Source organism: Streptomyces akebiae (assembly GCF_019599145.1).
Taxonomy (GTDB): domain Bacteria; phylum Actinomycetota; class Actinomycetes; order Streptomycetales; family Streptomycetaceae; genus Streptomyces; species Streptomyces akebiae.
Genome location: NZ_CP080647.1, coordinates 5,596,046 through 5,608,616, shown reverse-complemented (window position 1 = coordinate 5,608,616; position 12,571 = coordinate 5,596,046). Strand labels below are relative to the sequence as shown.

Below are 12,571 nucleotides of genomic sequence, written 5' to 3'. Positions count from 1 at the left end.
ACTCTCCCATGAGGTCTAGACCATGTAAGTGGACTAGACCTCTCGCGGGTAGAAGGGCCACACTGTCCTCCGTGAGACATGTCATCGCCCTCGATGTGGGCGGCACCGGGATGAAGGCCGCACTGGTCGGGGCCGGCACCGCGCCCGCCGGGGAAGCACCCCCCGGCGCCCCCGTCCTGCTGCACCAGGCGCGCCTGGCGACCGGTCGCGAGCGCGGGCCGGAGGCCGTCGTCGCGTCGATCCTCGACTTCGCCGCCGAGCTGCGCGCGTACGGCGTGCGGCACTTCGGCGAACCCGCGGTCGCCGCCGGGGTCGCCGTGCCCGGCATCGTCGACTCCGAGCGGGGCACAGCCGTCTACGCCGCCAACCTCGGCTGGCGTGACGTCCCGCTGCGCGCGCTCCTCGCCGAGCGCCTCGGCGGCATCCCGGTCGCCCTCGGCCACGACGTGCGCACCGGAGGGCTCGCGGAGGGGCGCGTGGGCGCGGGCCGGGGAGCCGACCGCTATCTCTTCGTGGCGCTGGGCACCGGCATCGCCGGTGCGATAGGCGTCGACGGCCGGGTGGAGGCGGGCGCCCACGGCTTCGCGGGCGAGATCGGCCACATCGTCGTACGCCCCGGCGGCATCCCGTGCCCCTGCGGGCAGTACGGCTGTCTGGAGCGGTACGCCTCGGCGGCGGCCGTCAGCCAGGCCTGGGCGGAGGCCTGCGGGGAACCCGAGGCCGACGCGGCGGACTGCGCCAAGGCCGTCGAGTCGGGCGACCCGCGCGCGAGCGCCGTCTGGCAGCACGCCGTCGACGCCCTCGCCGACGGCCTCGTCACCGCCCTCACCCTCCTCGACCCCCGCACCCTCATCATCGGCGGCGGCCTGGCGGAGGCCGGTGACACCCTGTTCGCCCCTCTGCGCACCGCCGTGGAACACCGGGTGACCTTCCAGAAGGTCCCCACCATCGTCCCCGCCGCCCTGGGCGACACCGCGGGCAGCCTCGGTGCCGGCCTGATGGCCTGGGACCTCCTCGCCCCCACACACCCCACGGACCCCACGGCCCCTTCGGAGGTAACCACCTGATGGCCCCCACACTTTCCGGCACCGGGTCCGACAGGAGCGCCCCGTCAGGGGCCGCGCGTCCTGACGCCGGTTCCGACAGCACCCCTTCAGGGGCGCGGGGAACCGCGCGACCAGCCCCCACACACCCGCGGTCGCCGAACCCATCGCAGCCGTACGTCCTCGAAGGCGCCAACGTCGTCCTCCCCACCGGCACCGTGAAAAACGCCCGTCTCACCATCGACGGCACCAAGATCACCGAAAGCGCCCCCGAGAACGCCCACACCATCGACGTCCGCGGCCACTGGCTGGTCCCCGGCTTCATCGACCTCCACAACCACGGTGGCGGCGGAGCCTCCTTCACCTCCGGCACCGTCGACGACGTACTGACAGGCATCCGCACCCACCGCCTCCACGGCACCACCACCCTCGTCGCCTCCACGGTCACCGACGACATGGACGGACTCGCCCACCGCGCCGGCCTGCTCTCCGAACTCGCCGAACAGGGCGACATCGCCGGCATCCACTTCGAGGGCCCCTTCATCTCCCCCTGCCGCAAGGGCGCCCACTCGGAGGAACTGCTCCGCGACCCCGACCCGGCGGAGGTCCGCAAGCTGATCGACGCGGCGCGCGGCCGGGCCGCCATGGTCACCCTCGCCACCGAACTCCCCGGCGGCCTCGACTCCGTGCGCCTCCTCGCCGAACACGGCGTCATCGCGGCGATCGGACACACGGACGCGACGTACGAGCAGACGGTTCAGGCCATCGACGCGGGCGCGACCGTGGCCACCCACCTCTTCAACGCGATGCCGCCGCTCGGCCACCGCGAGCCCGGCCCGATCGCCGCGCTCCTGGAGGACGAGCGGATCACCGTCGAGCTGATCAACGACGGCACCCATCTCCACCCCGCCGCCCTCCAGCTGGCGTTCCGTCACGCGGGCGCCGAGCGGGTCGCGTTCATCACCGACGCCATGGACGCGGCCGGCTTCGGCGACGGCCTCTACACGCTCGGCCCGCTGGCGGTCGAGGTCGTGGACGGTGTGGCCCGTCTGGTGGAGGGCGGCTCGATCGCGGGCTCGACCCTCACCCAGGACCGCGCCTTCAAACGGGCCGTCACCGTGGACCGCCTCCCCGTCGAGGACGCCGTCGCCGCCCTCTCCGCCAACCCGGCGAAACTCCTCGGCCTCTACGACCGCGTCGGCTCCCTGGAGCCCGGCAAGGACGCCGACCTCGTCCTCCTCGACGCGGACTTCGAGCTCCAGGGGGTACTGCGCAGGGGCGAGTGGGTGGTCGATCCTCAACTGGGCTGATTCGTCTGGTTGTTGACGGAGGGCGAAGAGTGCGGCGGTTGTCCCGGGGGGCTGGGCCGACCGCCGCACTTTTGGCATGATCGAGCCTCCGCAACCGCGTCCGGGCGAGCGCACTCTGATACTCGGCAGGCGCGCTCACGAGCACCAAGGGGGTAGGCCCAGGTGATCCTCACGGTCACACTGAACACCGCTCTCGACATCACCTACCGCGTACGGGACCTCAGGACCCACGCCACGCACCGGGTGACCGAGGTCACCGAACGGCCCGGCGGCAAGGGCCTGAACGTGGCCCGGGTGCTCGCGGCCCTCGGCCACGAGGTGACGGTCACCGGTTTCGTCGGCGGCGCGACCGGCCGGGCCGTGCAGGACCGGCTCACGCACACACCGGGCGTCGTGGACGCGCTGGTGCCGGTGGAGGGCGCGACACGCCGGACGATCGCCGTGGCCGACGCGAGCGGGAACACGACCCAGCTCAACGAACCGGGCCCGCTCGTCACGCCCGCCGAGTGGTCCGCCTTCCAGGAGGCGTACGCCGATCTGCTGCGCTCCGCCTCGGTGGTGGCCCTGTGCGGCAGTCTGCCGCCGGGGGTACCGGTGGGCGCGTACGCGGGCCTGGTCCGTACGGCCCGCACGCTGTCCGTGCCGGTCCTGCTGGACACCAGCGGCGAGCCGTTGCGTCGCGGGGTGGCGGCCCGACCCGACATGGTGAAGCCGAACACCGACGAACTGGCGGAACTCACCGGCTCCCACGAGCCGTCCCGCGCGACCCGGGACGCCCGCCGCCGCGGCGCGCAGGCGGTCGTCGCCTCCCTCGGCCCGGACGGTCTCCTCGCCCACACCCCCGAGGGCCACTGGCGTGCCACCCCGCCCCGCCGTCTGCGCGGCAACCCGACCGGGGCCGGCGACTCTGCGGTGGCGGGCCTCCTGTCGGGCCTGGTCGACCGCCTCCCCTGGCCCGACCGCCTGGCCCGCGCGGTGGCCCTGTCGGCCGCGACCGTGCTGACGCCGGTGGCGGGCGAGTTCGACCGTCAGGCGTACGAGGAGCTGGTGGGGCAGGTGGCGGTGACGGGGGAGGTCACGGCGGCGTGAGGCTTCGGCTCCGGCGAGCGGACGTCAGCTCTTCCAGCCCTTTTCCAGGTACAGCTGGTCGAAGTTGACGTCGCAGGAGTTGCCGTCCTCGCAGGAGATCTTGACTTCGTTGCTGCCCTTGTTGAGCTGGATGGACGCGTAGGTGTTCGTCCAGCCCTTCTCGTAGTCGCCCTCGGGGCCCTTGGCGAAGTTGTCCAGGTTGAGCGGGCGGGTCTGGGCCGTGCCGTTGACCGTGAGGGTGGCGTCGGCCTTCTTGCCCGGGACTCCGTAGATGACGTAGAGCGTGTACTTGCCGCCCGCCGGGACGTCCTCCACCTTCCAGGTGATGGACGAGCCGACCGAGTTGAAGTTCCCCACATAGAACCCGCCCTCCGACTTCGCGCCGGGGACGTCGGAGGCGATGGCCGCGTTGCCGCCGAGGAGGAGGGTCTTGGCCTCGGCCTTGGGGAGTTCGGCGGTCTCCGCGTCCTTGGACTTGCTGGCCGACGGGCTGGGGTCGGTGCTCTCCTGGGTGGTGGGGCCGGTGGAGGCGCCGGTGTCGTTGCCCGAGGCGTTGTCGGAGTCGTCGCCGCCGAGCATGGCGACGCTGATGCCGATCACCACGGCGGCCACCACGGCGATCGCGCCGATGAGGAGGCCCTTGGTGTTGGGGCCACGGCCCCGGCCGCCGCCCCCGCCGTTGCCGTATCCCTGCTGACGCGTCGTCGGGGCACCGCCGGAGAAGCTCTCGGGGGCCTGGTAGTGCGCGTTCGGCTGGCCGGGGGCGCCCTGCGGCTGGCCGTATCCCTGCTGCGGGACCTGCCCGTACTGCGCGGTGGCTGCCTGCGGGGCCTGCTGGGTCTGCTGCCCGTACTGCCGCTCGCCGACCGGTCGCACCCGGTTGACCGCGTTCGGGTAGCCGTAGCTCCCGGTGGGCGGCTGGGCTCCTCGGGCCTGTCCGTCGGCGTAGAGGTAGCCGAACGGGTCGTCGTCCTCGGGCGTGCTCGCGCCGTTGTTGCCGGGCGTCATCCCTAGGTCTCCTCAGCGGTGCGGTACATGCGGTACGGGTGGCGGGTTGGTGCGTAGGGGTGTAGGAGAGCGAGCCTACCCGCTCGCAGTGACCCAAACGGGTGACTCGGACCTCATCGCCGGACCGGCACACCACCGACCAGGCGCCTTTCAGCCGCCATGGGCCGCTGACCTGGGCTTCTGCCCGGGTGTCTCCACTGTCACACGGGGGGCTATCCGGCCCGCCTGTGCTGTCTGGGACGAGATCGTTTCTCGACGTACATCCGCTCGTCAGCTGATTTCAACACCTCGTCCGCCGTCATTCCGCAGTGGGCCCATCCGATGCCGAAACTGGCACCGACACGCATCGCGCGACCGTCGACGCGAATCGGCTGGATGATCTCGTTGCGCAGGCGTACGGCGAGGTCCTGGGCGTCCGCGCGGCCGAGCCCGTCGGCGAGGACGACGAACTCGTCACCGCCGAGCCGGGCCACGGTGTCGCCGTCGCGCACGCCCCGGCTGAGCCGCCGGGCCACCTCGATGAGGACGGCGTCCCCCGCGTTGTGCCCGAACCGGTCGTTGATCGACTTGAACCCGTCGAGGTCGCAGAAGAGCACCGCGAGCCCCTTGGTCCCGTCGTCCCGCTCGTTCTCGGGCGCGACGGTGTGCACATGGTGGTCGAAGGCGTCGTACGGCCCACCGGCCGCGTGGAAGTCGAAGGCGTGCCCGGCGGCCTCGTACGCGTCGAACGACGGGTGCGGCAGCCGCGCCGCCTGCTCGGCGCCGAACTCCCCGAACTCCCCGTGCCCGCCGCCGTCCACCTGCTCACCGAACTGCCCGAAGGCCGCGTTCATCGAGTCGGCCGCCGCGCCTGCCGGGAGGGACTGGGGCCGCTGGCAGAGACGGGCGGAGAGGCGCGAGCGCAGCTCGGCGGAGTTCGGCAGGCCCGTGAGGGCGTCGTGCGAGGCCCGGTGCGCGAGCTGGAGCTCGCGCCGCTTGCGCTCCTCGATGTCCTCGACGTGGGTGAGCAGGAAGCGGGGCCCGTCGGCGGCGTCCGCGACCACGCTGTTGCGCAGCGACACCCACACGTACGTCCCGTCGCGGCGCCCGAGCCGCAGCTCGGCGCGTCCGCCCTCGGCGGAGGTGCGCAGCAGGGTGCCTATGTCCTCGGGGTGGACGAGGTCGGAGAACGCGTATCGCCGCATGGCGGAGGCGGGCCGCCCCAGCAGCCGGCACAGGGCGTCGTTGGTCCGCAGGATCCGGCCGTGCTGGTCGCCGCCCATCTCGGCGATGGCCATACCGCTCGGGGCGTACTCGAACGCCTGCCGGAAGGATTCCTCGCTGGCGCGCAGCGCCTGCTGCTCCCTTTCGAGCCTGACCAGTGCACGCTGCATGTTGGCGCGCAGCCGAGCGTTGCTGATCGCGATGGCGGCCTGGAAGGCGTACATCTGGAGCGCTTCGCGTCCCCACGCGCCCGGTCGGCGACCGTTCCGCGGCCGGTCCACGGAGACGACACCGAGCAGCTCGCCGCAGGAGGCGCCACCGGCGCCCGGGGTGTACATCGGCGCGAAGAGCCGGTCGGAGGGGTGCCACTCGTCCTCGAAGCGGGGCGCGGGGCCGTCGGTGTACCACTGGGGCACGTCGTCCTCGTCGAGCACCCAGCCCTCGGTGTGCGGTATGAACCGCAGGTCGCCCCAGGCCTCGCCCATGCTCAGCCGGCGGTCCCAGGAGGCGCGGGAGCCGACACGCCCGGTGATCAGGGCCTCGGCGGCGCTGTTCCCGGAGAGGGCGGCGACGACCAGGTCGCCGTCGGGACGGACGAGGTTCACGCAGGCCAGTTCGTAGCCCAGGCCGTTGACCACACCGTCGGCGACGGTCTGCAGCGTGTCGGCCAGGCTGCGCGCGGTGTTCATGTCCGCCATCACCTGGTGCAGCTGCCGCAGCGTCGTCAGACGGACGTAGGGCTCCGACTCGGTCTCCATTCGCCCTCCCCCCGAGATCTCGTGGCAGCTCCAGGCTCCAGGTAACCTGCGTAACCTGCCCGGCGTGCTTAACTCGCGGGCTTACAACCGCTTACAGTTCCCGCTTACAGGTTCCAGCTTCCCCGCCACTGAATCACAGCGCGAAGCCCACTCGGTACACAGGGTCAACAAAATATGGCTCCTGTGACTCAAGTCACAACGGAAGATGAGCAATTGAGTGGAGTTTATGCGTTTCCCCCGTGCGCTTCCTGAACAGAATTCAGAACTCTGTGTAGGCACTGTGAGCGGGGTTGAGCGGGGGTTGAGCGGGGCCGATCGACGCCTCCGGCGGCCGTCCTAGGCCGCAGGTCCGGGGGTGGGGTCGGACCCCGGACCGATGTGGGGGCCCGTGGCCGCGGGCTAGCGTGCGAGCGTGCCGAAGACCGTTCCTCTCGCAAACGCGCCCGTCGCCGAGCGCACCCCGGCCGCCGACGGTTCCCTCCCCTCCGGGCATGCTGAGGGGGTGAGTGAAGACGAGTTCCGTGCCGCGATGTCCCGACTGGCGGCGGGTGTGGTCCTGGTGACCGCGCACGAGGCGGCGCTGGACCCGGACGGGCCGCGCGGCGAAGACGTCGGCATGACGGCCACCTCCTTCATGTCCGTGTCCCTCGACCCACCCCTCGTGCTGGTGAGTCTCCGCGAGGGCTCCCGCATGGACGACCTCCTCGCCGAGCAGCCCCTGTGGGCGGTCTCCGTCCTCTCCGACCACCAGCGCACCGTCGCGGCCCGCTTCGCCATGAAGAACCGCGTGAGCGACCGCCTCCTCTTCGACTCCGTCCCCCACACCCGGGGCAGCACCAGCGACGCCCCTCTGATCGACGGCGCCCTCGCCACCCTGGAATGCCGCACCGAGCAACGTGTGGCGGCCGGCGACCACACCCTGGTCATCGGCAGAGTCCTGAGCGCGACCTCCCCGACCTCCGCGGGCACGGACACAGGCCCGCTCACACACTTCCGGGGCCGCTACAGGCAGCTGTCCCCGTAAGCCGAGCCCGTCAGGACCAGAGACCAGAGGTCGATCGGCGGCTTTCCCTCGTCGTGACGTGACACGTCAGCACTCCCCCGACGCGACTCTCCCGACGCGTCACGGCGCACCGATGTGACAGCCCTCAGCCCCAGTCCCGACCCGACCGACCCCGCTTGGTGTCGGAGCGCTGCTTCTTCTCCCGCAGCCGCCGTTCGTTGATCCCCCTCGGGATACGGGTCGCCCGCCGCGGCTTCGGCGGCGGCGCGGTCGCCTCCGCGAGCAGCGCGGCCAGCCGTACGGCGGCGGTCTCCCGGTTGCGCCACTGCGAACGGTGCTCGGAGGAGCGGACGCTGACCACCCCGTCGACGAGCCTCGACGCGAGCCGCTCCAGCGCCCGCGCCTTCCACACCTCGGGCAGCGCCTCGGTGTTCGCGAGGTCGAACCGCAGCTCGACCTGCGAGTCACTGGTGTTGACGTGCTGTCCGCCGGGGCCGGAGGAGCGGGAGAAACGCCAGATGAGCTCGGCCTCGGGGAGCGAGACGGAGCCACGGATGACGTAAGGACCGGACATGCCCCCATGGTCGCGCGAATGTCCGGTCCACGTCACGCCGTTTTCACCGCGCCCGGCCAGACTCGCGACGGACAGACGGACAGACGGACAGACGGACAGACGGACAGACGGACAGACGGAGCGGACAGACGGACAGACGGAGCGGACAGAGGCGGGAGGCCATGAGTAAAGAAAGTAAAAACCGCTGGAACCTCTGGCGCCCCTCCCGACGTTCATAGGGGTACAGGTAGCTTCGTCCCCGGCACGAAGCCCGTAAGGCACGTACGTAACGAGGGAAGGACTCCCAACCATGGCTGTAAGCCTGTCCAAGGGTGGCAACGTCTCGCTCACCAAGGAGGCTCCGGGCCTGACCGCCGTCACCGTGGGCCTCGGCTGGGACGTCCGCACCACCACCGGCACGGACTTCGACCTCGACGCCTCCGCGATCGCGGTCAACCCGCAGGGCAAGGTCTACTCGGACGGCCACTTCGTCTTCTTCAACAACAAGCAGACCCCGGACCAGACGATCGTCCACACCGGCGACAACCGCACGGGTGAGGGCGCGGGCGACGACGAGGCGATCAACGTCAACCTGGCGGGCCTCCCCGCCGACGTCGACAAGATCGTCTTCCCGGTCTCCATCTACGACGCCGAGAACCGCTCGCAGAACTTCGGCCAGGTCCGCAACGCCTACATCCGCATCGTCAACCAGGCCGGCGGCGCCGAGATCGCCCGCTACGACCTCTCCGAGGACGCCGCCACCGAGACCGCCATGGTCTTCGGCGAGCTGTACCGCAACGGCGCCGAGTGGAAGTTCCGCGCGGTCGGCCAGGGTTACGCCTCGGGTCTCGTCGGCATCGCCCAGGACTTCGGCGTCAACGTCTGAGTTCTCGGCACCGGCCGTCCGGGGCCGACGCCCCGCCCCGCCGCACCTCACCGAAGGCCCCGCCACGACACGGCGGGGCCTTCGGCGTCGTACGGGCCGGTCGACGGAACTCGCGTCCTACGGCCGGTGAGCGGGGCCTGGCGTCATACGCGCCAGTCGGCGGAGTACTGGATGTGCAGCGTCGCGGGGAGGCGCCGCCGGTTCCGTATCCGTGACCAGGGCCCGGGGTCCAGCTCGACGCAGAAGTGTCCCGCGTGCGGATACCGGTACGGGAACGACGGCGCCTGGTCGACGAGGCCGCGCAGCGCGGTGCCGTGCTCGCGGAACGCGGTGGGACTGCCCACGACGAACAGCGTGTGCGCCGCGATGTCGAAGGTTCGCCAGGAGGCACTGTAGATCCGTAGATCCGTGTCAGACCCGATCGATACCGTGCGGGGCATGCTGCTCCTCGAACCCCTCCGCACCGCCGAGGACGGAACCATCCCCGGCCCTCTCCTCGCCGAACTCACCGCCCTGCACGCCTCCAACCGCGACTTCTACGCCCTGAGCGGTGACTTCCCGGACGCGGACGACATCCGCCCCGAACAGGTGGCCGCGGCGCTGGGGATGGAGCTGGCCAACCCGGACGTGGAGATCCTGCTCGCACGCGAAAGCGAGGGCCAGGGGAAAGCGCAGGGGCAGGGTTCACAAGGGCAGGGACAGGTTGAGGGCGGGGCAGGCGAGGGGGGCGGCGGCGGGAGGGGCGGCGTTCGTCGGCTCGTCGGGGTCGCCATCACCCTCGCGCGGCATCCCGATCCGGCCGACCCGGACCCGTGGATCGGGTTGCTCCTCGTCGACGCGACGGCCCAACGCCGAGGGTACGGAAGCCAGTTGGCCGCCCTCGTCGAGGAACGCTTCCGGCAGGCGGGGCGGGCCGCCGTCCGGCTGGCGGCGCTCGACAACAACCCGGGCGCTCTGTCCTTCTGGACCTCCCTCGGCTACGAGGTCGTCGAACACCGCCGGGACCGTCAACTGGGGTGCCCCTGCACGGTGTTGCGCAAGACGCTGCGTACGCCACGCCGGGCCGCCCGGATCGCCGTACTCGAACCGGAGGGCGCCGTCTTCCTCTTCCAGTACCACAACTCCGAGGTGGGCCTGCACTGGGCCTTGCCGGGCGGCGGCCTGGAGGAGGGCGAGACCCCGCGCGAGGGTGCCGCGCGGGAGTTGCGCGAGGAAACGGGCTGGACGGACCTGGAGCCGGGCGCCCTGCTGTGCACCTGGGAGCACGACTTCACCCGCTGCGACATCCCCGTACGTCAGCACGAGACGGTCTACGTGGCACGGGGCCCACGCCGCGCACCGGTCGGCGGCCTCCTCGCCACCGCGCGCGCCGACGAGGGCATCCTGACCTGGCGCTGGTGGACCCCCGCGGAACTCGCCGACCCGGCGGCGGAGCCGGTCTGGCCGCCGGACCTGGCGCACCTGCTGGCGGCGTTCGAGCCGGCCGACGGCGCAGGAGCCGCACCCACGCCGTGACCACACCCCGGCCTCAGGCTCCCTGCCCCCTGCGCCCTGCCTCCTGTCCCCCTCTCGCCCTCTCTCGCCCCCTCTTTCTCTCCCTCTTTCTCTCCCTGTTCCTCAGGTCTTCGGCGGCTTCCCGTCCCCGTACAGCCAGTCCTCCCAGATCGGGGTCAGGTCGGCCTCCGGAGCCGCCTTCGCCGCGAACTCCTCCGCGTACGCGGTGAAGTCGGTCGTGTCGGCGTTGCCGTGGCGGTGCTCGGCCGCCCAGCCCCGGAGCAGTCCGAAGAAGGCGTCGTCGCCGACGGCCCGGCGGATCCTGTGCAGCACCATGGCCCCGCGTTCGTACACCGGGCTGTCGGAGATACGGGCGGCACTCGGCGGCTTCGCCGGCGGGAAGTCCCAGACGGCCTCGTCGTCGGCCGCGTCGTCGGCCTCGTCGTCGGCCGCGTCCTGGCGGTCGCCCTCGTACAGCGCGTCGAAGATCTCCTGGGCGCTGTCGCCGCCGTGGTCCTCCTCCCACAGCCACTCGGCGTAGGTGGCGAACCCCTCGTTGAGCCACATGTCCCGCCAGCTCTTCGGGGTGACGGAGTCGCCGTACCACTGGTGGGCCAGTTCGTGGACGAGGAGCGAGAGATCGGGAGCGCCGGGGAAGACGGGGCGGTTCTGGGTCTCCAGCGCGTACGCGACATCCCCGGGCCGGTCGACGATCGCCCCGGTGGAAGAGAAGGGGTACGGACCGAACCTCCCCTCTGCCCACCTGATGACCTCGGGGATCCGCCCGAGCACCGCCCGGCTCTCCTCGACCTGGGAGGGATCGACCGCGACGTAGACGGGCAGCCGCAGGCCCTCGACCGTCGAGCGGCGGATCTCGTACCTGCCGATCGCGAGGGTGGCCACATAGCTCGCCATCGGTTCGGCGGTGTGCCAGGAGAAGGTCGTACGGCCGTCGCGGGTGGACTCGCGCGTCAGCTCCCCGTTGGAGACGGCCCGCAGGCCCTCGGGGACGGTGACGGTGATGTCGTAGGCCACCTTGTCGGAGGGGTGGTGGTTGCCGGGGAACCAGGCCATCGAGCCCGTGGGTTCGCCGAGCGCGAGGACGCCGTCGGCGGTCGGCAGCCAGCCCTCCCGGGAGCCGTCCGGGTCGGTGATGGTCACCGGGGTGCCCGAGTAACGCACGGTCGTCCGGAACGTCTCCCCTGCGTCAAGCCCCTGCTCAGGAATGACGGTCAGCTCCTGCCCCGCCCGCCTCCACCGCGCCGCCACGCCCCCGACGGCGACCGACGCGACGTCCATCCCCCGGAGATCGAGGTTGAAGGAGCCGAGGTCCCGCGTCGCCCGCGCGGTGACGACGGCGGTGGCCCGCAGCTGGGCCCGCGCACCGGGATCGTGTCCGAGGGTGAGGGCGTAGTGGGTGACGTCGTACCCGCCGTTGCCGAGCTGAGGGAAGTACGGGTCCCGGAGGCCGGCGGAGCCTTTGGTCCTCCCGGCCTCGCCGCCACCGTCGGTGCACGACGTGAGTGTGAGGGCCAGCGCGACGGCGAGGAGCGCGGCCGGGACAACCCGTGCGGATCGGGACACGACGGCGATCCTATGAGGACATGACACCATCGCCTACGTGCTCGACATCGGCTATGCCCTCTCCAACCGCTTCCCCGATCCGCCGCAGACGGACTACCGCCGCGCGGACGTGTACGCGCTGCGGCACGACCTGTTCTGCGGTGACGTGTACCTCGCCGACACCAAGGCGGACCGGGAGCTGTCCACAGCCTGGGGATGGGTGCCGGTGCTGGACTTCGCGTGGGCGCTGTGCGACATCGTGGAACAGCTCGACCAGGACCCGGCCGGCTCCCGCGCCTCCCGGCCCCAGTACGCGGAACTCGATTTCACCGAGTCCACCGACCGCATGCTCTTCGAGCGCCGTTTCGGGTGGGTGGACGTCGAGTCGGACTGGATGCCGGCCGAGGAACCACCGCTGACCTTTCCCCACGCCGAGCTCCGCCGTGAGGCCCGCGACTTCCTCCACGACGTGATCGCCGACCTCTGCGACCTCCACGACGCCCTGGCCGAGAACCCGGCGATCTGGACCCTCCAGGCCCGCTTCCCGAGGGTTCCGTAGGGCGGTCAGGCAGCAGGAGCTGCGCCCTGCGCTCTCCCCTGAGGGGCGGAGGCCCGAAAGGGGCGCGGTGAACTGCGCGACCAGCCCCCACCGAACCCGCGG

Annotated in this window: 12 protein-coding genes; 7 read left to right on the top strand and 5 right to left on the bottom strand. The window is 71.6% G+C overall.

Going from position 1 to position 12,571, the window contains the following annotated elements:
- The first annotated feature begins 71 nt into the window (after positions 1-71).
- The 3 genes from K1J60_RS24200 to K1J60_RS24190 all read left to right on the top strand — a co-directional run bounded on the left by K1J60_RS24200 (position 72) and on the right by K1J60_RS24190 (position 3,442).
- The gene (locus K1J60_RS24200; protein ID WP_220648011.1) at positions 72-1,067 is read left to right on the top strand and encodes an ROK family protein; all 996 of its coding nucleotides are present in this window, start codon (positions 72-74) and stop codon (positions 1,065-1,067) included.
- Entirely contained in the window at positions 1,067-2,353 is a 1,287-nt protein-coding gene (nagA, locus tag K1J60_RS24195) for an N-acetylglucosamine-6-phosphate deacetylase (protein WP_220648010.1), read from the top strand. The genes K1J60_RS24200 and nagA overlap by 1 nt, the downstream gene beginning before the upstream one ends.
- Before the next feature lie 162 nt (positions 2,354-2,515).
- Entirely contained in the window at positions 2,516-3,442 is a 927-nt protein-coding gene (locus K1J60_RS24190) for a 1-phosphofructokinase (protein WP_220648009.1), read from the top strand.
- 24 nt (positions 3,443-3,466) lie between these two features.
- Here the strand turns inward: K1J60_RS24190 and K1J60_RS24185 are convergent, their stop codons facing one another.
- Positions 3,467-4,450 carry a CBM35 domain-containing protein gene (locus K1J60_RS24185; RefSeq protein ID WP_220648008.1) on the bottom strand — a complete coding sequence of 328 codons (984 nt, stop codon included), beginning with the start codon at positions 4,448-4,450 and terminating at the stop codon, positions 3,467-3,469.
- Between the two features lie 212 nt (positions 4,451-4,662).
- On the bottom strand, positions 4,663-6,411 hold the full coding sequence (gene cdgB, locus K1J60_RS24180; protein WP_220648007.1) for a diguanylate cyclase CdgB: 1,749 nt from the start codon (positions 6,409-6,411) through the stop codon (positions 4,663-4,665).
- 502 nt (positions 6,412-6,913) lie between these two features.
- Between cdgB and K1J60_RS24175 the strand changes: the two genes are divergently transcribed.
- On the top strand, positions 6,914-7,435 hold the full coding sequence (locus K1J60_RS24175; RefSeq protein WP_259407891.1) for a flavin reductase family protein: 522 nt from the start codon (positions 6,914-6,916) through the stop codon (positions 7,433-7,435).
- Between the two features lie 124 nt (positions 7,436-7,559).
- Here the strand turns inward: K1J60_RS24175 and arfB are convergent, their stop codons facing one another.
- The gene (arfB, locus tag K1J60_RS24170; RefSeq protein ID WP_033525966.1) at positions 7,560-7,988 is read right to left on the bottom strand and encodes an alternative ribosome rescue aminoacyl-tRNA hydrolase ArfB; all 429 of its coding nucleotides are present in this window, start codon (positions 7,986-7,988) and stop codon (positions 7,560-7,562) included.
- Positions 7,989-8,277: 289 nt separating this feature from the next.
- On the opposite strand from arfB, the gene K1J60_RS24165 reads away from it, so the two are divergent.
- Entirely contained in the window at positions 8,278-8,853 is a 576-nt protein-coding gene (locus K1J60_RS24165) for a TerD family protein (protein ID WP_005486352.1), read from the top strand.
- A 143-nt stretch (positions 8,854-8,996) separates the two neighbouring features.
- Here K1J60_RS24165 and K1J60_RS24160 read toward each other — a convergent pair whose 3' ends face one another.
- The gene (locus K1J60_RS24160) at positions 8,997-9,293 is read right to left on the bottom strand and encodes a hypothetical protein (RefSeq protein ID WP_259407890.1); all 297 of its coding nucleotides are present in this window, start codon (positions 9,291-9,293) and stop codon (positions 8,997-8,999) included.
- Between K1J60_RS24160 and K1J60_RS24155 the strand changes: the two genes are divergently transcribed.
- The gene (locus tag K1J60_RS24155) at positions 9,292-10,368 is read left to right on the top strand and encodes a bifunctional GNAT family N-acetyltransferase/NUDIX hydrolase (protein ID WP_220648006.1); all 1,077 of its coding nucleotides are present in this window, start codon (positions 9,292-9,294) and stop codon (positions 10,366-10,368) included. The genes K1J60_RS24160 and K1J60_RS24155 overlap by 2 nt on opposite strands.
- Before the next feature lie 102 nt (positions 10,369-10,470).
- Here K1J60_RS24155 and K1J60_RS24150 read toward each other — a convergent pair whose 3' ends face one another.
- Positions 10,471-11,961 carry a M1 family metallopeptidase gene (locus tag K1J60_RS24150; RefSeq protein WP_220648005.1) on the bottom strand — a complete coding sequence of 497 codons (1,491 nt, stop codon included), beginning with the start codon at positions 11,959-11,961 and terminating at the stop codon, positions 10,471-10,473.
- 7 nt (positions 11,962-11,968) lie between these two features.
- Between K1J60_RS24150 and K1J60_RS24145 the strand changes: the two genes are divergently transcribed.
- Positions 11,969-12,469, top strand: a complete 501-nt coding sequence (locus K1J60_RS24145; protein ID WP_220648004.1) for a hypothetical protein — start codon at positions 11,969-11,971, stop codon at positions 12,467-12,469.
- Positions 12,470-12,571: the final 102 nt, after the last annotated feature.